General features: G+C 64.7%; 20 protein-coding genes. 14 read left to right on the top strand and 6 right to left on the bottom strand.

What is annotated here, in order from left to right:
- Positions 1-159 precede the first annotated feature (159 nt).
- The 8 genes from VGN93_RS05650 to guaA all read left to right on the top strand — a co-directional run bounded on the left by VGN93_RS05650 (position 160) and on the right by guaA (position 8,748).
- Positions 160-1,437, top strand: a complete 1,278-nt coding sequence (locus VGN93_RS05650; RefSeq protein ID WP_327506675.1) for an imelysin family protein — start codon at positions 160-162, stop codon at positions 1,435-1,437.
- 42 nt (positions 1,438-1,479) lie between these two features.
- On the top strand, positions 1,480-3,015 hold the full coding sequence (locus VGN93_RS05655; RefSeq protein WP_327506676.1) for a di-heme oxidoredictase family protein: 1,536 nt from the start codon (positions 1,480-1,482) through the stop codon (positions 3,013-3,015).
- Between the two features lie 267 nt (positions 3,016-3,282).
- A complete protein-coding gene (locus VGN93_RS05660) occupies positions 3,283-4,356 on the top strand; it encodes an imelysin family protein (RefSeq protein ID WP_327506677.1) in 1,074 nt (357 codons plus the stop codon).
- Positions 4,356-5,453 carry a DUF1513 domain-containing protein gene (locus VGN93_RS05665; protein ID WP_327506678.1) on the top strand — a complete coding sequence of 366 codons (1,098 nt, stop codon included), beginning with the start codon at positions 4,356-4,358 and terminating at the stop codon, positions 5,451-5,453. Before VGN93_RS05660 ends, VGN93_RS05665 begins: the two co-directional genes overlap by 1 nt.
- A 45-nt stretch (positions 5,454-5,498) precedes the next feature.
- Positions 5,499-5,957 carry a TspO/MBR family protein gene (locus tag VGN93_RS05670; RefSeq protein ID WP_327506679.1) on the top strand — a complete coding sequence of 153 codons (459 nt, stop codon included), beginning with the start codon at positions 5,499-5,501 and terminating at the stop codon, positions 5,955-5,957.
- Between the two features lie 83 nt (positions 5,958-6,040).
- Positions 6,041-6,490 carry a PaaI family thioesterase gene (locus VGN93_RS05675; protein WP_327506680.1) on the top strand — a complete coding sequence of 150 codons (450 nt, stop codon included), beginning with the start codon at positions 6,041-6,043 and terminating at the stop codon, positions 6,488-6,490.
- Positions 6,487-7,131, top strand: a complete 645-nt coding sequence (locus VGN93_RS05680; RefSeq protein ID WP_327506681.1) for a 5'-methylthioadenosine/S-adenosylhomocysteine nucleosidase — start codon at positions 6,487-6,489, stop codon at positions 7,129-7,131. The genes VGN93_RS05675 and VGN93_RS05680 overlap by 4 nt, the downstream gene beginning before the upstream one ends.
- Before the next feature lie 54 nt (positions 7,132-7,185).
- Positions 7,186-8,748, top strand: a complete 1,563-nt coding sequence (gene guaA, locus VGN93_RS05685) for a glutamine-hydrolyzing GMP synthase (protein ID WP_319322353.1) — start codon at positions 7,186-7,188, stop codon at positions 8,746-8,748.
- Positions 8,749-8,768: 20 nt separating this feature from the next.
- On the opposite strand, the gene VGN93_RS05690 is transcribed toward guaA, so the two are convergent.
- The 3 genes from VGN93_RS05690 to VGN93_RS05700 all read right to left on the bottom strand — a co-directional run bounded on the left by VGN93_RS05690 (position 8,769) and on the right by VGN93_RS05700 (position 10,573).
- On the bottom strand, positions 8,769-9,263 hold the full coding sequence (locus VGN93_RS05690; protein WP_327506847.1) for a hypothetical protein: 495 nt from the start codon (positions 9,261-9,263) through the stop codon (positions 8,769-8,771).
- 110 nt (positions 9,264-9,373) lie between these two features.
- Positions 9,374-9,952: a TetR/AcrR family transcriptional regulator gene (locus VGN93_RS05695; protein ID WP_327506682.1), complete on the bottom strand. Its 579-nt coding sequence runs from the start codon at positions 9,950-9,952 to the stop codon at positions 9,374-9,376.
- A 60-nt stretch (positions 9,953-10,012) separates the two neighbouring features.
- Positions 10,013-10,573 (bottom strand): methylated-DNA--[protein]-cysteine S-methyltransferase, encoded by a 561-nt coding sequence (locus tag VGN93_RS05700; RefSeq protein ID WP_327506683.1) that lies wholly within the window; start codon positions 10,571-10,573, stop codon positions 10,013-10,015.
- Positions 10,574-10,710: 137 nt separating this feature from the next.
- Between VGN93_RS05700 and VGN93_RS05705 the strand changes: the two genes are divergently transcribed.
- A complete protein-coding gene (locus VGN93_RS05705; protein ID WP_327506684.1) occupies positions 10,711-11,769 on the top strand; it encodes a succinylglutamate desuccinylase/aspartoacylase domain-containing protein in 1,059 nt (352 codons plus the stop codon).
- 107 nt (positions 11,770-11,876) lie between these two features.
- Complete coding sequence (locus VGN93_RS05710; RefSeq protein ID WP_327506685.1) at positions 11,877-13,337, top strand: phosphatidylserine/phosphatidylglycerophosphate/cardiolipin synthase family protein; 1,461 nt, start codon at positions 11,877-11,879, stop codon at positions 13,335-13,337.
- Here VGN93_RS05710 and VGN93_RS05715 read toward each other — a convergent pair.
- Positions 13,309-14,130 carry an endonuclease/exonuclease/phosphatase family protein gene (locus tag VGN93_RS05715; protein WP_327506848.1) on the bottom strand — a complete coding sequence of 274 codons (822 nt, stop codon included), beginning with the start codon at positions 14,128-14,130 and terminating at the stop codon, positions 13,309-13,311. The two genes, VGN93_RS05710 and VGN93_RS05715, sit on opposite strands and share 29 nt — an antisense overlap.
- Before the next feature lie 220 nt (positions 14,131-14,350).
- Between VGN93_RS05715 and VGN93_RS05720 the strand changes: the two genes are divergently transcribed.
- Together VGN93_RS05720 and VGN93_RS05725 are read left to right on the top strand one after the other, a co-directional pair.
- Positions 14,351-15,520: an amino acid aminotransferase gene (locus tag VGN93_RS05720; RefSeq protein ID WP_327506686.1), complete on the top strand. Its 1,170-nt coding sequence runs from the start codon at positions 14,351-14,353 to the stop codon at positions 15,518-15,520.
- Between the two features lie 33 nt (positions 15,521-15,553).
- Positions 15,554-15,898, top strand: coding sequence for an ArsC family reductase (locus tag VGN93_RS05725; protein ID WP_327506687.1), 345 nt, complete (start codon positions 15,554-15,556; stop codon positions 15,896-15,898).
- Between the two features lie 19 nt (positions 15,899-15,917).
- On the opposite strand, the gene VGN93_RS05730 is transcribed toward VGN93_RS05725, so the two are convergent.
- Positions 15,918-16,904 carry a Gfo/Idh/MocA family oxidoreductase gene (locus tag VGN93_RS05730; protein WP_327506688.1) on the bottom strand — a complete coding sequence of 329 codons (987 nt, stop codon included), beginning with the start codon at positions 16,902-16,904 and terminating at the stop codon, positions 15,918-15,920.
- Between the two features lie 158 nt (positions 16,905-17,062).
- Here VGN93_RS05730 and VGN93_RS05735 point away from each other — a divergent pair, with 158 nt between their 5' ends.
- Together VGN93_RS05735 and VGN93_RS05740 are read left to right on the top strand one after the other, a co-directional pair.
- Positions 17,063-18,019, top strand: coding sequence for an aldo/keto reductase (locus VGN93_RS05735; RefSeq protein WP_327506689.1), 957 nt, complete (start codon positions 17,063-17,065; stop codon positions 18,017-18,019).
- Positions 18,016-18,459: a GNAT family N-acetyltransferase gene (locus tag VGN93_RS05740; protein WP_327506690.1), complete on the top strand. Its 444-nt coding sequence runs from the start codon at positions 18,016-18,018 to the stop codon at positions 18,457-18,459. Before VGN93_RS05735 ends, VGN93_RS05740 begins: the two co-directional genes overlap by 4 nt.
- A 60-nt stretch (positions 18,460-18,519) precedes the next feature.
- Here the strand turns inward: VGN93_RS05740 and VGN93_RS05745 are convergent, their stop codons facing one another.
- On the bottom strand, positions 18,520-19,410 hold the full coding sequence (locus VGN93_RS05745) for a LysR family transcriptional regulator (protein WP_256118186.1): 891 nt from the start codon (positions 19,408-19,410) through the stop codon (positions 18,520-18,522).
- Between the last annotated feature and the right edge of the window lie 82 nt (positions 19,411-19,492).

The raw sequence follows: 19,492 nt of genomic DNA on the forward strand, positions 1-19,492 counted from the left end.
ATACACTTTGACACCAGTTTTTATTTGGTCCATGACAATAACGCCTGAATAAACCCGGGTCCGGCCTGCCTGCCGGTCCATCCGGGCGACGGACGCCAGGGAGGCGTGCCGCCACGTCCGGTGTCGGGGGACACATCGAACAGGACACCAGGAGACGTCATGACCACATCCTTCCTTCGCGCGGCTGCCTTTGTGCTTGCTGCCGCGACGTCGAGCCTTGCCATCGGCACCGCCCATGCGGCGGCCGATCCGGCTGCGATCGTCAAGCACTATGCTGACATTGCCCATGCCAAATATTCCGACTCGCTGGCGGCCGCCAAGGCGCTCGACGCGGCGGTCGACGCGCTTGTCGCCACGCCGAGCGACGAGACGCTGAAGGCCGCGCGTGAAGCGTGGCTGAAGTCCCGCGTGCCCTACCAGCAGACGGAAGCCTACCGCTTCGGCAACCCGCTCGTCGACGACTGGGAAGGCAAGGTCAATGCCTGGCCGCTCGACGAAGGCCTGATCGACTATGTCGACCCGAGCTACGGCACGGAAAGCGACGAGAACGCGCTGTTCGTCGGCAATGTCATCGCCAATCCGAAGCTGGAAATCGGCGGCAAGACGATCGACGCCACCACGATCACGCCGGCCGTGCTGCAGGAACTGCACGAGGCGGGCGAAGTCGAGGCGAACGTCGCGACCGGCTACCACGCCATCGAATTCCTGCTGTGGGGCCAGGACCTGAACGGCACCGGCAAGGGCGCGGGCAACCGCCAGGCCTCGGACTATGACAAGGCCAATTGCACCAACGGCAATTGCGACCGCCGCGGCGCCTACCTGAAGGCCGCCTCGTCGCTGCTCGTCACCGACCTCGAAGAGATGGTCGCCGCCTGGGCGCCAGAAGGCGACGCCACCAAGAACGTGACCGCCGATCCAAAGGCCGGCATCACGGCCATGCTGACCGGCATGGGCTCGCTCTCCTATGGCGAACTGGCCGGCGAGCGCATGAAGCTCGGCCTGCTGCTGCACGATCCGGAAGAAGAGCACGATTGCTTCTCCGACAACACGCACAACTCGCATTACTACGACGTCGTCGGCATCCAGACCGTCTATACGGGCGAATATACCCGGGCCGACGGCTCGAAACTGACCGGCCCGTCGCTTTCGGAACTGGTCGCGGAAAAGGACGCCGCGATCGACACCGAGATGAAGGCGAAGCTCGATGCGAGCCATGCGGCCTTCAAGGCATTGGTGGATCGTGCCGAAGGCGGCGAGGCCTATGACCAGATGATCGGCGAAGGCAATGTCGAGGGCAACAAGGTCGTCCAGACCGCCATCGACACCCTGATCGACCAGACGAAGACGATCGAGCGCGTCATTGCGTCGCTCGATATCGGCAAGATCGAGCTTGAAGGCTCCGACAGCCTGGATAATCCTAACGCTGTCTTCCAATGATAGAAGGCGGGCCGCGTCTTTAGCATGCGGCCCGATTTCGCAATGACAGAACGCCCCGCCCGTCGTCTGCTCGCGGTTTTCGCCGCGGTCTCCGTCGTGGCGGGCGTTTTTGTCCTGGGGAAGGCCTATTCCGCCGACCAGGGTCGTGACGACCTCTCGGAGACGGATCGGAAACGCGTCGCTGCCGTGACGCGGCTCACCACGGATTTTTCGGCGGCCGAACAGTACGAGGCAATGTCCGGGGGCGCGGCAACCTCGCTTGCCTCGGTCAACCTGAACAGCTTTTCGCATTTTTCGGAAAATATCAGCTTTGCCGAGGAAGAGACCTTCAAGCTCGGCAATGCGCTGTTCCAGAAACTCTGGGTGTCTTCACCCTCCTCCACGCAGGCCTCCGACGGCCTTGGGCCGCTCTACAACGCGCGTTCCTGCCAATCCTGTCACATCAAGGACGGCCGGGGACATCCGCCGGAGGGTACCGCCGAGGCGACCTCGATGTTCCTGCGCCTGGCGCGCGCCGCCGTGACGCCCGAGGAAGAAGCGGCGCTCGAAAATTTCAGCGAGATGAGCCTGCCGGACCCGATCTACGGCCGCCAGTTGCAGGACCTCGCCGTCCCCGGCCTGAAGGCCGAGGGGCGCATGGTGATCGATTATACCGAGGAAGCCGTGACGCTTGCCGGCGGCGAGGTCGTGATGCTGCGCCGGCCGATCTATTCCGTCGCCGACCTCGCCTATGGCGACCTCGACAGGACGACGACGCTCTCGCCGCGCGTCACCCAGCCGATGCTCGGCCTCGGCCTCGTCCAGGCGATCCACGAGGCGGACATTCTGGCCCTTGCCGACCCGGAGGATGCGGACGGCGACGGCATCAGCGGCAAGGCGGCCGTGGCGATCGATCCCAAGACCGGCAAAAAGACGCTCGGCCGCTTCGGCTGGAAAGCGCAATCCGCCTCCGTGCGCCGGCAGAGCGCCGATGCCTTCGCCCACGATATCGGCATTTCGACGCCGGAAGTGCCGCTGCATCAGGGTGATTGCATGCCGGCCCAGACCGCCTGCCTGGAGCGCCCGAATGGCGTGCAGGCGCGGCTTGGCGACGTGGAAGCGCCGCCGCCGATCATGGATCTCGTCACCTTCTACGCGGAAAACCTTGCCGTGCCGGCGCGGCGCAAGGCGAGTTTTGCCGAGACGCTTGCGGGAAAACGCGTCTTCTACGAGACCGGCTGCACCAGCTGTCACCAGCCGAAATTCGTGACCCGGCGCGATGCCGGAAACAAGGCCCATGCCTTCCAACTCATCTGGCCCTATTCCGATTTCCTGCTGCACGACATGGGCGAAGGCCTTGCCGACGGGCAGGCGGTCGGGGTTGCGAGCGGCCAGGAATGGCGCACGCCGCCGCTCTGGGGCATAGGCCTTACAAAAACCGTCAACGGCCATACGTTCTTCCTGCATGACGGGCGCGCCCGCAACCTCACCGAGGCCATTCTCTGGCACGGCGGCGAGGCAAAGACGGCGCGCGACCGCTTCGCCACGCTGGAAAAACAAGACCGCGACGCCCTTCTGACCTTCCTGGAGAGCCTTTAGATGATCCGGCGTCCCTCTTTCCATCGCTTGGCTTCGCTTTTCGAAAGAATCGTGACCGCCTTTGGCGAAGTGCACCCCCCTCTGCCCTGCCGGGCATCTCCCCCTCAAGGGGGGAGATCGGCAAGGGGCAGGAACGTCGCTCGGACGGCACTGTCGAGAATGGGTGCAACGATGCTCCGTCCAATCTCCCCCCTTGAGGGGGAGATGCCCGGCAGGGCAGAGGGGGGATCGCGACGACTGCATACTTTGCTTCTGACCACCGGTCTGATGCTCTCCGTAACTTTCCCGGCCTTCGCCCAGGAGAGCAGCACGCCCGTGCCGCCGGAGCTGACGGAACAGATCGTTACCGGCATCATGACGCGCGCCGTCGACGACGTCATCCGCCCCGGCTACCGGACCTTCCAGGCCTCTGCCGGCAAGCTGGCGGAGGCGACCGGCGCCTTCTGCAAGGCGCCGTCCGACGCCAGCCGCAAGGCCGTCGACGATGCGTTCCGCCAGGCGGTCACCGACTGGGGGCATATCGAGATCGTGCGCATCGGCCCCGTGATCGACGACAACCGCTTCGAGCGCATCCTGTTCTACCCCGACCGCAAGGGCACCGGCCTGAAACAGGTGCAGGCGGCTCTCCGGAAGCAGGAGGAGAAGGACACCGACGCCGCGACGATGGGCGGCAAGAGCGTCGCGATCCAGGGTTTTGGCGCCATCGAATTCGCGCTCTACGGTACGGGCGCCGAGACGCTGATGGACAAGCCGGACGGCTTCCGCTGCCGCTATGCCGCCGCCGTCGCCACCCATATCGAGACGACGGCCGGTGAGCTCGTGGCGGCCTGGGACGCGCCGGATGGCGTGCAGAACGACTGGAAACATCCCGGTCCGCAAAATCCCGTTTTCCGCACCGGCCGCGAGGCGATCACCGCGCTGCTCGGCATTCTTGTGCACGGCGCGGAGGCGGTGCGCGACCAGCGCATCGAAACCTTCTATCGCAATGGTGGCATCGCGCGGCCGAAATCGGCGGTGTTCTGGCGCTCCGGCAACACCTGGACGTCGATTTCCGCCAATATCGAAGGCCTGAAAGTGCTGTTCGACACGTCCGGCATGCGGGAGCTCGTCGATCCGAATTTCGCATCGATCAACGACAATATCGACTTCGTGCTGAAATCGCTCGGCCACATCGCCCCGATGGTCGATCCGGACGTGGAAAAGGCCGTCTCGACGCCGGAAGAGCAGCAGAAGATCAATTTCCTCCTCGTCAACACGCGCGACCTGATCCTGCGCCTCGACGCCGGCTATGGCGGCGCCATCGGGCTCGGCTCCGGCTTCTCCTTCTCGGACGGCGACTGATGCGGGGCGCCGGCGTCCATAGCGCACTTCTCGACCGGCGCAGCTTCCTGCGCATGGCGGGGGCTGCCTGGATCGCGTCGCTCGATGCCCGCCAATCCTTCGCGCTGTCGCGCACCGACGCCGTCTTCGCCTCGGGCTACCGGGATCGCGACGGCAGCTTCGGTATCGCCGTGCTTGCGGAAGATGGCGCGGTCATCGACAGGACGCCGCTACCCGCCCGCAGCCACGGCATGGCCTTTTCGCCCGCGACCGGTCATCTCGTCGCCTTCGCAAGGCGGCCGGGCACTTTTGCGCTGGTGATCGACCGAACCGGCAAGGCAGCCCCCGTGACGATCGCCGCCGCCGAGGACCGGCATTTCTTCGGCCATGGCTGCTTTTCGCCGGACGGCCGGCTGCTCTATGCCAGCGAGAACGATTTCGACGCCAATCGCGGCGTGATCGGCCTCTACGATGCGCGCGAAAACTATCGCCGCATCGGCGAATATGCGACCTACGGCATCGGCACGCACGATCTTTCGGTCAGCGATGACGGCCGGATGCTGATCGCCGCCAATGGCGGTATCGAGACCCATCCGGATTTCGGCCGCACCAAGCTCAATCTCGACCATATGGAGCCGTCGCTGGCGCTCATCGATGCCGCGACCGGCGCGCTCATCGAGCGCCACACGCTGCCGGAAAAACTCCGCCAGCTTTCCACCCGCCATATCGACCTCGACGACAAGGGCCGCATCTGGTTCGCCTGCCAATATGAAGGCCCGCGCAACGACCTGCCGCCGCTCGTCGGCTCTTTCGGCAAGGGCGAGGACCTGCATTTCGTGTCTCTCCCCGAAGAAACCATCATCGGCCTTGCCAACTATGTCGGCGCCATCGCCGTCAACCGCCGCGAAAACCTCGTCGGCCTCACCTCGCCGAACGGCGGGCGCTTCGTCGTGCTCGATGCGAAGACCGGCCGCGTGTTGCGCGAAGAGACCGTCACGGATGCCGCCGGCATCGCGGCCGGACCGCACGGTTTTGCCGTCTCCTCCTATGACGGCCGCTTTGCCGGACGCCGCGCGGATATCGCCTGGGACCAGCATATCGCCAGCCTGCGCCGATGACCGCACCCTCTGGACGGCAGCACACGGCGCGCTAGTTCCAGGCGCATGAACAACAAGCCCCTCGTCTATCTCGCCTTCATCATCCTCGTCCTCGGCGGCGGCCTCATTATCGGCGCCAACAACGTGCCCGGCGACTGGTATCAGTCGCTGGCAAAACCCTCGTTCAATCCGCCGAACTGGGTTTTCGCACCCGTCTGGAGCATCCTCTACGTCATCATCGGCGTGGTCGGTGCCCGCATCTGGCTGTCGCCGCTGCGCCGCTCGATCGCGATGCGCCTGTGGTTTGCGCAACTGGTCTTCAACTTCGCCTGGTCGCCCGCCTTCTTCGGCCTGCAGGACCCGATGTCGGCGATGATCATCATCCTCGGGCTGCTGGTCTGCGTCGTGGGCTTCATCCTGGTCTCCTGGCGGCAGGATCGGACGGCGGCGCTGCTCTTCCTGCCCTATCTCGCCTGGGTCGCCTTCGCGACGGCGCTGAACGCGGCAATTCTCGCGCTGAACTGAAAGACGCTTGCAGTGCAGCAAGCGCCATGCAAACGTCGGCGACTTTCGCTCCAGGCCGGCGTACCGGCAGACATGTGTGCACCATGACCGATTTCCAGCCGGCCGATTTCGCCGGCCGCATCACCCGAAGTTTCGCGCGCCAGCCCGCGATGGCGCTGATCGGCGCCGAGCTGACCCGCGTCGAGCACGGCACAGTGGAGATCGAGCTGCCCTTCGACGAGAAGCTGACGCAGCAGCACGGTTTCCTCCATGCCGGCATCATTTCCGCCGCCCTCGACGCCGCCTGCGGCTATGCCGCCTATTCGGTGATCGATGCCGATGCCTCGATCCTGACGATCGAGTTCAAAGTCAACCTGATGTCGCCGGGGCGCGGCGAGCGTTTCCTGTTCCGCGGCGAGGTCACCAAGCCCGGCTCCAACATCATCGTTGCCGACGGGCGCGGCTATGCCATTTCCGACGGGCCGGCAAAGCTCGTCGCCTCCATGACGGGCACGATGATGGTGGTGCGCGGCCGGCAGGACATCGCCGAATGAGCGTCACCCTCAAGACCGTCGGCAGCCACCGCATCCTCTATGTCATGGCCGTCGACGCCGAATACGGCCCGCACCTCAAGGCCCGCATCACACCCTTCATGACCGGCGTCGGCCCCGTGGAGGCCGCCGTGCAACTGACGCTGGCGCTCAGCCACCTGGAATCCGAGGCGCAGCTGCCCGATTTCGTCGTCTCGCTCGGCTCCGCCGGATCGGCGACGCTGGAACAGACCGGCGTCTACCAGGCGATATCGGTCTCCTACCGCGACATGGACGCCTCGCCGCTCGGCTTCACCAGGGGCGCCACGCCCTTCCTCGACCTGCCGGTGGAGGTAAAACTGCCCGTCCGCATTCCCGGCATCCCGGAAGCCCGGCTCTCGACCGGCGCGAACATCGTCTCCGGCCCGGCCTATGCCGATATCGACGCGGACATGGTGGAGATGGAAACCTTTGCCGAACTGCGCGCCTGCCAGGCTTTCGGCGTGCGGCTGATCGGGCTGCGCGGCATTTCCGACGGCAAGGCCGAGCTCACCCATATCGGCGACTGGACGGAATACCTGCATGTGATCGACGAGAAGCTCGCCGCCGCCGTCGACACCTTGGAAGCAGCCATCGCCAGCGGCACGATCGTGCGCAACGGCTGAAAATCCGGCCGTCCCCCGGTTGCGCGCCGCGAGGTTTTTCATTAAAGGCTCGCCATGACCCAGACAGCTCATCCCGACAGCGTTCTCATCATCGATTTCGGCAGCCAGGTGACCCAGCTCATCGGGCGGCGCGTGCGCGAAGCAGGCGTCTATTGCGAGATCATCCCCTTCCAGTCGGCGGAAGAAGCCTTCCACCGTATGCAGCCGAAGGCGATCATCTTCTCCGGCGGCCCCGCCTCGGTTCTGGACCACGGCAGCCCCCGCGCACCGCAGATCGCCTTCGATTCCGGCCTCCCGATCCTCGGCATCTGCTACGGCCAGCAGACGCTGGCAACCCAGCTCGGCGGCACCGTCGAAGGCGGCCATGCCCGCGAATTCGGTCGCGCCGATGTCGAGATCCTTAAAAGCAGCCCGCTGTTCGACGGTTTCTGGGAGGTCGGCCAAAAATATCCGGTCTGGATGAGCCACGGCGACCGCGTCACCGTCGCGCCCGAAGGCTTCGAGATCATCGGCACCTCGGAAAACGCCCCCTTCGCCATCTGCGTCAACGAGGCGAAGCGCTACTACACGACCATGTTCCACCCGGAAGTGGTGCACACGCCCGATGGCGCCAAGCTGCTCTCCAACTTCGTGCACAAGATCGCCGGCATCAAGGGCGACTGGTCGATGTCGGCCTATCGTGCCCGCGCCGTGGAAGCCATCCGTGAGCAGGTCGGCGACAAGCGCGTCATCTGCGCCCTTTCGGGCGGCGTCGACAGTTCCGTTGCCGCGCTCCTCATCCATGAGGCGGTCGGCGCGCAGCTCACCTGCATCCTCGTCGACCATGGCCTGATGCGCAAGAACGAAGCGGCCGATGTTGTCGCCATGTTCCGCGAGCACTACAACCTGCACCTCATCCATGTCGACGCCGTCGATCGTTTTGTCGGCGAGCTGGAAGGCGTCTCCGACCCGGAAACCAAGCGCAAGATCATTGGCCGCCTGTTCATCGAGGTGTTCGAGGACGAGGCCAAAAAACTCGGCGGCGCGGAATTCCTCGCCCAGGGTACGCTCTATCCGGACGTCATCGAAAGCGTGTCGTTTACCGGCGGCCCCTCGGTCACCATCAAGTCGCACCACAATGTCGGCGGCCTGCCGGACCGCATGAACATGAAGCTGGTGGAGCCGCTGCGCGAGCTCTTCAAGGACGAGGTGCGCGTGCTCGGCCGCGAACTCGGCCTGCCCGACTCATTCATCGGCCGCCACCCTTTCCCGGGTCCGGGCCTCGCTATCCGCTGCCCGGGCGGCATCACCCGCGACAAGCTGGAGATTCTGCGCGAAGCAGACGCCATCTATCTCGACGAGATCCGCAAGGCCGGCCTCTACGACAAGATCTGGCAGGCCTTCGCCGTGCTGCTCCCCGTCCAGACCGTCGGCGTCATGGGCGACGGCCGCACCTACGAATTCGTCTGCGCGCTGCGCGCCGTCACCTCCGTCGACGGCATGACCGCAGACTTCTACCACTACGACATGAACTTCCTCGGCCGCGCCGCGACCCGCATCATCAACGAAGTCCGCGGCATCAACCGCGTCGTGTATGACGTGACGAGCAAGCCGCCGGGCACAATCGAGTGGGAATGATTTTGGCAGGCCGCGCGATACTATGACCGTTTGGCGCGGCCTTGCCCTGCCCTGCGCAGATAGAGAATCTGGGCGGTCAAGCCGACGATGAGAAGCGCCAGCAGCGTGCCCTGAGCTCCGAGAAGCAGCGGTGATTTCAGATCGGTGACCAGCGGGTGGCCGTCCGGGACGCGGCGCAGGATTTCCGTGACGGTCGGCAGCATCAGAAGAAAGACGCTGAGCGTCAGACAGATGATTTCAATATACCTGGCTGCGGGTGACGGCCGCAGAACGCGTTCGGCGCCATAACCTGCCAGCAGCAGCAGGATCGTCGCGATGCCGATGCCGTAGCTGACCGGCTGATGCGCGACCAGGAACACGGTCGCGGCACCGATCAGCATGGACACAAGATAGAGAGCGCCCAATCCGGACCTCGGAACGATACGGCCATGCCGTGCGATCATGTAAAGGGCGGCAGGGATGGCTGGCAGGCTGCCGATCGTGTGGACCCAGCCAAGGGTGGAAATTCCGAACATGGACATGACCTTTCTCGTCAAATGGACGATGTGAGCTTTGCGAAAGAGAAGCTATCTACTAGTTGATAGGCTGCGAGGGCGTATAGGCGTCCGTCGGCGGAGCTCCGGTTTCAGGCAGCGATGCGGTCCAGCAACGGCTTTGTTATCACGCCAAAAATGGTGGCGTCGCCATAGGCGCGCGCCGAAAGCATCGCGCCGTGCACGGTCGCCATGAGCATTTCGGCGTTTTCCCTGGCGGTCCCGGGCGGAGCGAAACGGCCTTCTGCAATGCCGCGCTCCAGGACGGATGTGAGCCACTCCGAGAGCGTTCGAAAATGCCCGCGCACTTCGAGCGCGACATCTTCGGGAAGGACCTGGATCTCACTGGCCAGCAGGGCGCAGACGCAGAATGGGTGTGAAGCGTCAGTAATACACGCCTCCCAATATCCGATGTAGGCACGAAGTTGATCGAGCGGATCGGGAACATTGCGTTCCAGTGCGGCGATCCCCGCTTCTCCCTCCTCCCGGTACTGCCTGACGACGGTGCGGACGAGATCCGATTTGGCGGGAAAATGATGATGGATGCTGGCCTTGCGAAGGCCGACGACGCTGGAAATATCGGCATAACTGAAGCTGTTGTAGCCACCCTTGATAATCAGGGCGCGGGCGCAGCTGACAATGTCTTCGGCTTTGGTCGATACGTTTCCCATATCGAAAAACTACCAACTAGTAGGCAGATAGTCAAGGCGGATGATTTCGAACAGCCGTGCTCAAAACCCGAAAGAGTGTTGCGCCGGTTCGGGCGGCGCGAAGGAAATCCCTTCCAGCGCCAGCATCTTCAGCTTGGATGAGGCGCCGCCCGGGGCGGAGAAGCCGCCGACCTTGCCGCCAGCGGCGAGCACACGGTGGCAGGGAATGATGAGGGCGACGGGGTTCTTTGCCATGGCCTGACCCACCTCGCGCGCCATTTCGGGGCCTGCACCGAGGTCGCGGGCGATCGTGCCGTAGGTCGTCGTCTCGCCCCAGGAGACACGGCGCGCGGCATCGTAGATCGCGCGGAAGAACGCGCTCTGGCCGGCAAGGTCGAGCGGGACTTTCGAAAAATCCGCCTGCTCGCCGGCGAAGTAGCGTTTGACGGCCTCGACCGTCTCGGCGATCGCTGGCGGCGGGTCGTCGGCCTCCGCCTCGGGCAGGTGGCGCAGCAGGAGGTGGCGCGTGGTGGCGGCATCGTCACCCGGCAGTTGGAAGCGCACGACGCCAGCGGCCGTCCAGGCGATGCCGCAGGGACCGCCGTCGGTGTCGAAGATTAGAAAATGGGTCTTGCCGGGCATGATCGGCTCCTCCGTTCCCGTTTCGTCACAAGATCGGGCTTTGCCCGCCCGCTTTCAACCCGTTTCTTGCCGGGACTTGCGTCATCCGCCGGCAATTCGCATAAACCGTCGCAAAAACCTTTTAGCGAGGAAACGACGTGGAGCATTCGGAGATCATCATCGGCGGCGATACCACAGGCATCGAATGGCGCCTGCCCGTCTTCCGCTTCAAGGGCAGCGATGCGAAGGCGCCGTCCGTCTATATCCAGGCGGCGCTGCACGCCAACGAGCTGCCGGGTACGGCGCTCACGCACTTTCTGCTGGAAATGCTGCGAAAGGCGGAAGCCGACGGTGCGATCCGCGGCGACATTACCGTGATCCCGCAGGCCAACCCGATCGGGCTTGCGCAATCGCATTTCGGCGAGATGCAGGGCCGGTTCGAGCTTGGCTCGCGCACCAATTTCAACCGCGACTTCCCGCTGATCGCGCTCGCCGAGCGCGAGACGCTTTTGGAAAATCTCGACCGCCGCAGCGCTGCCGACCGGTTGAAGCGCACGCTCCTGCACACGGCACTCGGCGCCGATCTCGTGATCGACCTGCACTGCGACGACGAATCCCTGCAATATGCCTATATCGATGATGCCTTCTGGCCTGAGGCGGCCGACCTTGCTTGCGCGCTCGACATGCAGGCCGTGTTTCTCTCCGATGGCGAAAGCAGCGCTTTCGAGGAGGCCGTCGGCCATGCCTTCAAGCACCAGGGCGGCGACAAGCTGAAAACTGTGCCTGGCCGTCTCGCGGTGACCGTCGAACTGCGCGGCCGGCGCGATGTCTATCCGGACATAGCGAAGGCGGATGCGGCGGGCCTGTGGCAGTTCCTCGCCGGCCGCGGCGTCGTGTCCGATCCAAGTTACCGGGCTAAGGACTATGCCGGCCCGGCCATCCCGCTCGACAATATTGAGATGGTACGCGCGCCGGAACCGGGCACGGTGCTCTTCCACCGCGACATCGGCGAAACGGTGAAGGCCGGCGACCTGCTGGCGACACTGATCACCCGGCCCGGGCAGCCGGACGGCACGCTTTCGGTGAAGGCGGGCCATGACGGGCTGATCGCCACTCGCACCTCTGCCCGTTATGCCCGACGCGGCGAGGACCTGATGAAGATCGCCTGCCACGAGGCGACCCGAAAGGACCGCAAGCCGGGCACGCTGGAGGACTGAGCGAGAATCTTCCGAATGGGTGCCGTTACCTCTCGCATTCGCATCGCCCAACGCAATATATAGTGGCGGCAGAATAGGTTGCCGCCTTTGCATGGTCCGCACGCAGCATGTTTGAGACGTTTTCCACCTACTGGCCGCATATCCTCGTCGCGCTCTCGATCATCCTCGGCGTGCCGGCCGCCATTCACGCCACCATGACGAAGGAAGAGGTGCGCGCGGCGATCGGCTGGGTCGGCGTCATCATGCTGTCGCCGGTCGTCGGCCCGCTCATCTATGCCATCGGCGGGGTGAACCGCATCCGCCGCAAGACGCTGAACCTCAGCCGTGAGGGGCTGCTGGCCAGCGGCTGGAACCACAGGGCGGAATACGACGTCTCGAACGAGCATATGCAGGTGACCTATGGCGGGGCGCTTGCCGCCATGCAGCGGCTCGGCGACACAGTCGGGCGCTGCAAGCTCACCTCCGGTAACCGCATCAGGATTCTCTCGACCGGCGACGAGGCCTATGCGGCGATGCTCGCCGCCATCGATGCCGCGCAACACTCGATCCTGCTCGAAACCTATATTTTCGACCGCGACCAGGCCGGTGAGCGCTTCGTGGCTGCACTCTCGGCGGCGGTGCGCCGTGGCGTCGAGGTGCGCGTGCTGATCGACGCCGTCGGCGCACGCTATTCCATCCCCTCGATCGTTTCCGAGCTGCAACGCGCGAACGTGCCGACGGATGTGTTCAACGGCAACATCGTCATGGGCCTGCGCCTGCCCTATGCGAACCTGCGCACCCACCGCAAGATCATCATCGTCGATGGCAGCATCGCGTTTACCGGCGGGCTCAACATCCGCGCCGGCTTCTGCGCCGAATTTTCCGGCGATGCGGCGGCGCTGGACACGCATTTCCGCATCACCGGCCCCATTGTCAGCGATCTTTTCCGCATCGCCTATGAGGACTGGCGCTTTTCCGGCGGCGAGGAGCTCGCGGGCGAGGCCTGGCAGATCGCCGCGCCGCCGGATGCGCCGGACAGCGGCATGCTCGCCCGCGTCGTGCCCTCCGGCCCGGACAAGAGCCTGGAAACCAACCACCGCATGCTGATGGGCGCCGTCTCGGTCGCCAAGAAGCATATCCGCATCATGTCGCCCTATTTCCTGCCCGACCGCGAACTGATCAGCGCGATCGTCACGGCGGCGCGGCGCGGGGTGGAAATCGACATCGTCGTGCCGTCCGCCAACAACCTGAAGCTCGTCGACCTCGCCATGACCGCGCAGTTCGACCAGATGCTGAAATATGGCTGCCGCATCTGGCGGGCATCCGGCGCCTTCAACCATTCCAAGCTGGCGGTCATCGACGGCGCCTGGTCCTATATCGGCTCGTCGAACATCGATCCGCGCTCGCTGCGGCTCAATTTCGAGGTGGATATCGAGGTGATCGACCCGGATTTCGCCGATCTCATCGGCGAGCGCATCGCTACAGCCCTGTCGGAGGCCGTGGAGGTGAAGCTTGACGCGTTGAGGGCGCGGCCCTTTGCGCAGCGCCTCGTCGAGCGCGTCACATGGCTTGGTTCGCCGTATCTGTGACGCCGAGCGAACGCTCCCAGACGACCTTCAGGTCGATATGCGCCTTGATCGGCAGGTGATCGGAAGCGATGCGGGCAAGCGGCGTATCGTGCACCTCGACGGAGGTGACGAGATCGTGCGGATGGCCGAGTGCCCGGTCGAGCGCCAGCACCGGGAACCGTGACGGAAAGCTCGGCACCGCGCCGGAGGCCGGATCGAATGTCGGCTGGAGGCGAGAAAGCGACGAGCGGCGGCCGACGCGCCATTCGTTAAGGTCGCCGACAAGCAAGGTCGGCATCTGCTCCTCCTCCGCGACCGAAGCGAGGATCGCCATGGCCTGCTGCTCGCGCGAGCGCTTCAGCAGGCCGAAATGCGCGGCGACGAGGCGGAGCTTGCCCATCGGCAAGTCGAGCGTCACGACCAGCGCGCCGCGCGGCTCGATACCGGGCAGCTTCAACTGGCGAACGGCACCGACGGCCCCCTTGCGCATCATGATCATGTTGCCGTGCCAGCCATGGCCGGTGGAGGACAGAGACGTGATCGGCACCGGCACGAGACCGCAATCGCGCTCCAGGATTTCGAGATTGAGCAGACCCGAGCGCTCGCCAAAACGCTTGTCCGCCTCCTGGATCGCGATGATGTCCGCGTCGATCTCGGCGATGACGCTCGCCGTGCGTTCCGGATCGAAGCGGCGGTCGACGCCCACGCATTTGTGCACGTTGTAGGACGCGATAACGGTATCGCCGGGGCGATTGTCTTCCGGCGGCCGGTGGCCGCGGCGGTTGCGGATGGCCGACAGCAGCGCGGCCGACATGAGCTTGTCGTTCAGCTTTCTGTCCACTCGTCCTTCCTTCGCGGCATATCGCATCATATGGGCGCTTTCTCCCGGTCGGCAACCTCTGTCGGCCGAGAAGGTTCCGCGAAGAGTGTCAGGGCAACGCGCTTATCTTCATCTGTCTCCGCAATATCATGGTCGATTTTGCCAAAGCTTTGGCCTAAACCGGACTGATCTTCACGCCACCAAGGAACCGGCCATGTTCGACGCCCTCACCCGCCAGCCCGATGATCCGTTGCTCGCCCTGATCGGCCTTTACCGGGCAGATGAACGCGCCGGCAAGGTGGACCTCGGCGTCGGCGTCTACCGCGACGAGACGGGGGCGACACCGATCTTCCGCGCGGTGAAGGAGGCGGAGCGCCGCCTCGTCGAGACGCAGCCGACCAAGGCCTATGTCGGCCCGGAAGGCGACCCGGTCTTTCTCGATCGCCTCTGGGCGCTGACGACCGGCGAGGCGGGCCGCGGCCGCGCCACCGCCGCGCTCCAGACGCCGGGCGGCTCCGGCGCGCTGCGCCTTGCCGCCGACCTGATGGCGCGCATGGGCACCAAGGGCATCTGGCTCGGCCTGCCGAGCTGGCCGAACCATGCCAGCATCTTCAAGGCCGCCGGCCTCGAAGTCGTTGCCTATCCGTTCTTCGACATCCCGTCGCAGAGCGTACAGTTCGACCGCATGATGGAGGCGCTTGCGGGTGCCGCCCCGGGCGATGCCGTGCTGCTGCATGCAAGCTGCCACAACCCGACGGGTGCCGGCCTCACCGCCGAACAATGGCGTGCCGTCTCCGACCTCATCGCCGCGCGCGGCCTGCTGCCGCTCGTCGACATCGCCTACCAGGGTTATGGCCGCGGCCTCGACGAGGATGCCGCGGGGTTGCGCACGCTGCTGACCGCCGTGCCGGAAGCGCTTGTCGCCGTCTCCTGCTCGAAGTCCTTCGGCCTCTACCGCGAGCGCACCGGCGCGATCTATGCCGCCTGCAGCACGCCTGAGACCGCGCTTTCCGTGCGCACCAATCTCGCGTCCCTCGCCCGCACCAGCTATTCCATGCCGCCGGACCACGGCGCCGCCATCGTCAGCACGATCCTGGGTGACGCGGCGCTGACGGCCGACTGGATGGAAGAGATCGAGGCCATGCGGCTGCGCATCACCGCGATCCGCGAGCGGCTCGCCGCCGGCCTTTCCCGCCGCTGGCAGGTGCTGACGGCGGTGCGCGAACAGGAAGGCATGTTCTCGCTGCTGCCGCTGGAAGAAGCGGACGTGCTGAAGCTGCGCGCTGAACACGCGATCTACATGCCGACCTCCGGCCGCATCAACATCGCCGGCCTCAAGACTGCGGAGGTCGATGCCGTCATCGAAAAATTCCTGAGCCTCTAGAAAAGCGCCGCAAGACAAATCGAGGAGAGACGCGTGACCGTCACGATCTACGGCATCAAGAACTGCGACACGATGAAGAAGGCCCGTACCTGGCTCGACACCAAGGGCGTCGCCTATCGCTTCCACGACTACAAGGCGGAGGGCATCGACGAGGCGAGCCTGAAGCGCTGGGTCGAGGCGCTCGGCTGGGAGACCGTGCTGAACCGCGCCGGCACCACTTTTCGCGCGCTATCGGATGCCGACAAGCAGGATATCGATGCGAAGAAGGCGATCGCGCTGATGCTCGCCCAGCCCTCGATGATCAAGCGCCCGATGCTCGACCGCGACGGTGCGCTGACGTCCGGCTTCAAGCCGGACATCTACGAAACCCTGTTCTGACCTTGGCGATCGGCCGGTTTTACACCGGCTCCCAGCCGTCCTTCTCGCTGGCGCGGTAGATGGCGTCGATGAGCTTCTGGTTGTTGACGGAGCTTTCCAGCGGCACCACCTCCTCGTTCTCGCCAAGTGCGGCCTTGGTGAAGGCTTCCACTTCGCAGCGATACTGGCGGGCGTCCTGGAAGCGGAAGTGCTGGCTTTCGCTGTGGTTCTGGTTGGTGAGTTCGATTTCCTCCGCGCCGTAGCGGTCGGCGTTGAAGGGGGACTTCACCTCGATGAAGCCCTTGTCGCCGTGGAAGACCATGATCTGGCGCTGGGCGAGCTGCGTGGAGACATAAAAGGACAGTTCGAAGTCGCCGAAATCGGCGCGCACGCTGGAATATATGTCGGTGCCGAAATCCGCATCACGATCGGTGCTCGCCTGCACGCGGACCGGCTCCTTGCCGGTGACGAAACGCGTGGTGATCGTCGGGTAGACGCCGATATCCGGCAGGCCGCCGCCGCCGAGCGCCGGCACGTTGCGCATGTTGCCGGGGTCGCGGTTGAAATAGGTGAAGGCGCCCTGCACGTGGCGGAGCCTGCCGATCGCGCCTTCCGCCAGCAGCGAGCGCACCTTGCGCCAGACGGGGCTGTAGGTGACCATGAAGGCTTCCGAGATCAGCACCTTGTTGCGCTCTCGTGCGTCGATCAGCGTGGCGATCTCGCCGGCATTGAGCGCGATCGGTTTTTCGCAGAGCACGTGTTTGCCGGCATCCGCCGCCTTGATCGACCATTCCACATGCTGCGAGGTCGGCAGCGGGATGTAGACGGCGTCGATGACATCGGAGGCGAGCATCTCCTCGTAGGAGCCGAAGGCATGCGGCACGGAGAAACGGTCCGCCATGGCGCGGGCCTTGGCGAGGTCGCGGCTGGCGATGGCGGTGACGACGCAGTTTTCCGCATCCTGGATGGCCGGCACGACGAGCTCGCGACCGATCTTGGCCGTCGACAGAATTCCGAAACGCAACATTGTGATCTCTCCCTGATTGCGACGAGAGACTAGTCGCGAGGTCCATTGCTCGCAAGCGCGTGGAGCGGCAAAAAATCGACGGCATGGCGTGCAAAGCGCATTGCCGAGGCCTATGTTCGCTTGGACAGTTTTCAGCACGAACCCTTTGGAGGATCCCCATGCAGCTTCGTCCCCTCGGCAAGACCGGCCTTTCGATCGCGCCGCTCGTCTTCGGCGGCAATGTCTTCGGTTGGACGGCCGACGAAAAGACCTCCTTCGATCTGCTCGACGCCTTCACCGGCGCCGGCTTCAACGCCATCGACACGGCGGACGTCTATTCGCGCTGGGTGCCGGGCAATGAAGGCGGCGAGTCCGAGGCGATCATCGGCAAGTGGCTGAAGCGCTCCGGCATTGCGCGCGACAAGGTGGTGGTCATCACCAAGGTCGGCTCCGACATGGGCCAGGGGCGGCGGGATCTGCGGAAATCCTGGATCGTCGAGGCGGTCGAGAATTCGCTGAAGCGGCTCCAGACGGACCATATCGACCTCTACCTGTCGCACTGGCCGGATCCGGAAACGCCCTATGAGGAAACGCTGGAAGCCCATGCGGCCCTGGTGAAATCAGGCAAGGTGCGCGCTTTCGGCGCCTCGAACCTCGATGCCGGCCAGTTGCAGGCTTCCTTCGACGCCGCCGACAAGGCGGGGCTGCCGCGTTACGGCGCCCTCCAGCCGGAATACAATCTCTACGACCGCGCCGGCTTCGAAGGGGCGCTTGCGGACCTTTGCCGGAAGGAAGAGATCGGCGTCATTACCTATTACAGTCTCGCCTCCGGCTTCCTGACGGGCAAATACCGCTCGGCAGAAGATACCAAGGGCAAGGCGCGCGGCGAGGGTGTCGTGCATTATCTGGATGAGAAGGGCCTTCGCATTCTCGCGGCGCTCGACCAGGTCGCCACCGAGACCGACGCCAAGCCGGCGGAGATCGCGCTTGCCTGGTTGATGGCGAAACCGGCCGTCACCGCGCCGATCGCCAGCGCCACCAGCCTTGCCCAGCTTGCCAGCCTGACGAAGGCGGCATCGCTGTCGCTGTCCCCGGAACAGATGGCCGCGCTCGACGCGGCGGGAGCCTCAACATGACCGTGACGATCCGCGATGCCGTCGAGCGCGACGAGGCGGCCTGGAGGAAACTCTGGGCCGGCTACCTCGCCTTCTACAAGACCGAGCTTTCGGACGAAGTGACGGCCTTCACCTGGGCGCGCATCCTCGATGCAGGCTCGCGCGTAACGATGCGCGTTGCCGTGGAGGACGGGGAGATGCTCGGCTTCGCCATCCACCACTATCACGACTCCACCTGGGACATCGCGCCGGAAGGCTATCTCGAAGACCTGTTCGTCGACGAGACGATCCGCGGCAAGGGCGTCGGGCGGGCGCTGATCGACGACCTCGTCACGATCTCCAAGCGCAATGGCTGGCGCGGCATCTACTGGCATACCAACGAGGACAACGAGCGCGCGCGCAAACTCTACGACCGCTACATCAAGCCGGACGGGCACATCCGTTACCGGCTCAAAACCTAGTGTATGTCTGTTTTCGTTGTCTTTTCAGGAGAACCGGTTTCCACTTTTCCCTGACAAACTCTAGCCTCTGTACCGGAAGAAATCCACGAAGGCGCGCAGTGCCGGGCGCATCTGCCGGCGCGAGGGATAGTAGATCGAAAAGCCGTCGAAGGCCGGGCACCAGTCTTCCAGCACCGGAATGAGCCGGCCGGCGCGAATATCCTCGTCGACCCGCTGGTCGAAGACATAGGCGAGGCCGGCGCCGTCCATCGCCGCGGCGCGCATCAGCCGCTGGTCCGAGACGATCAGCGGACCCGTGACATCCACCGTCACCAGCCGGCCGTCCTTTTCCAGCTCCCAACGATAGAGCCGGCCGCTTGAAAATCGCCGGCGGATGCAGCGATGCTGCATGAGATCGCGCGGCTGCATCGGCTTGGGATGCGCCTCGAAATAGGCGGGCGCGCCGACGATGAGGCCGCGCCAGGGGCCGCTTGCCCTCACCGCGATCATGTCGGCCTCCAGGTGTTCTCCGAGCCGGAGCCCGGCATCAAACCCCTTTTCGACAATATCCTCGAAGCGGTCGTCCGTTCTCAGTTCCAGTTCGATATCCGGGTAAGCAAGCAGGAAGGCGCCGAGGCGCGGCATGACGATGTCTTCCGCGGCAATCAGCGGCATGGTGATACGCAGCGGCCCGGCTGGGCGGCCCTGCCGGTCGGAAAGCGCCTCCATGACGGAGCCGATATCGGCAAGCGCCGGCGCCAGCGTGTCGAGCAGCAGGCGGCCCTCCTCCGTCGGCGCGACGCTGCGGGTGGTGCGGGCGATGAGGCGCACGCCGAGGCTCGCCTCCAGCGCCGAGACCGCATGGCTGACGGCGGAAGGCGCGATGCCGAGTTCAGCGGCGGCCTTGCGGAAACTGCGCGCCTCCGCGACGATGGCGAGCACGGCGAGTTGGGAAAGCTGGGTCCGGTTCATTGTTCTAACAGATAGAACAACCCATTGGCTTTTGCAGCAATTTTCAGATGAGGCGCCGCGCCCTAGATTGGCCTTGTCCGGA

Source organism: Shinella sp., assembly GCF_035998705.1.
In the GTDB taxonomy this organism is placed as follows: domain Bacteria; phylum Pseudomonadota; class Alphaproteobacteria; order Rhizobiales; family Rhizobiaceae; genus Shinella.

Bases quoted from the DNA above. Each gene is read 5' to 3' on its own strand.
- VGN93_RS05650 (WP_327506675.1), top strand. From the start codon at position 160: ATGACCACATCCTTCCTTCGCGCGGCTGCCTTTGTGCTTGCTGCCGCG.
- VGN93_RS05655 (WP_327506676.1), top strand. From the start codon at position 1,480: ATGACAGAACGCCCCGCCCGTCGTCTGCTCGCGGTTTTCGCCGCGGTC.
- VGN93_RS05660 (WP_327506677.1), top strand. From the start codon at position 3,283: ATGCTCTCCGTAACTTTCCCGGCCTTCGCCCAGGAGAGCAGCACGCCC.
- VGN93_RS05665 (WP_327506678.1), top strand. From the start codon at position 4,356: ATGCGGGGCGCCGGCGTCCATAGCGCACTTCTCGACCGGCGCAGCTTC.
- VGN93_RS05670 (WP_327506679.1), top strand. From the start codon at position 5,499: ATGAACAACAAGCCCCTCGTCTATCTCGCCTTCATCATCCTCGTCCTC.
- VGN93_RS05675 (WP_327506680.1), top strand. From the start codon at position 6,041: ATGACCGATTTCCAGCCGGCCGATTTCGCCGGCCGCATCACCCGAAGT.
- VGN93_RS05680 (WP_327506681.1), top strand. From the start codon at position 6,487: ATGAGCGTCACCCTCAAGACCGTCGGCAGCCACCGCATCCTCTATGTC.
- guaA (WP_319322353.1), top strand. From the start codon at position 7,186: ATGACCCAGACAGCTCATCCCGACAGCGTTCTCATCATCGATTTCGGC.
- VGN93_RS05690 (WP_327506847.1), bottom strand. From the start codon at position 9,263: ATGTTCGGAATTTCCACCCTTGGCTGGGTCCACACGATCGGCAGCCTG.
- VGN93_RS05695 (WP_327506682.1), bottom strand. From the start codon at position 9,952: ATGGGAAACGTATCGACCAAAGCCGAAGACATTGTCAGCTGCGCCCGC.
- VGN93_RS05700 (WP_327506683.1), bottom strand. From the start codon at position 10,573: ATGCCCGGCAAGACCCATTTTCTAATCTTCGACACCGACGGCGGTCCC.
- VGN93_RS05710 (WP_327506685.1), top strand. From the start codon at position 11,877: ATGTTTGAGACGTTTTCCACCTACTGGCCGCATATCCTCGTCGCGCTC.
- VGN93_RS05715 (WP_327506848.1), bottom strand. From the start codon at position 14,130: ATGTCGGCCGCGCTGCTGTCGGCCATCCGCAACCGCCGCGGCCACCGG.
- VGN93_RS05720 (WP_327506686.1), top strand. From the start codon at position 14,351: ATGTTCGACGCCCTCACCCGCCAGCCCGATGATCCGTTGCTCGCCCTG.
- VGN93_RS05730 (WP_327506688.1), bottom strand. From the start codon at position 16,904: ATGTTGCGTTTCGGAATTCTGTCGACGGCCAAGATCGGTCGCGAGCTC.
- VGN93_RS05735 (WP_327506689.1), top strand. From the start codon at position 17,063: ATGCAGCTTCGTCCCCTCGGCAAGACCGGCCTTTCGATCGCGCCGCTC.
- VGN93_RS05740 (WP_327506690.1), top strand. From the start codon at position 18,016: ATGACCGTGACGATCCGCGATGCCGTCGAGCGCGACGAGGCGGCCTGG.
- VGN93_RS05745 (WP_256118186.1), bottom strand. From the start codon at position 19,410: ATGAACCGGACCCAGCTTTCCCAACTCGCCGTGCTCGCCATCGTCGCG.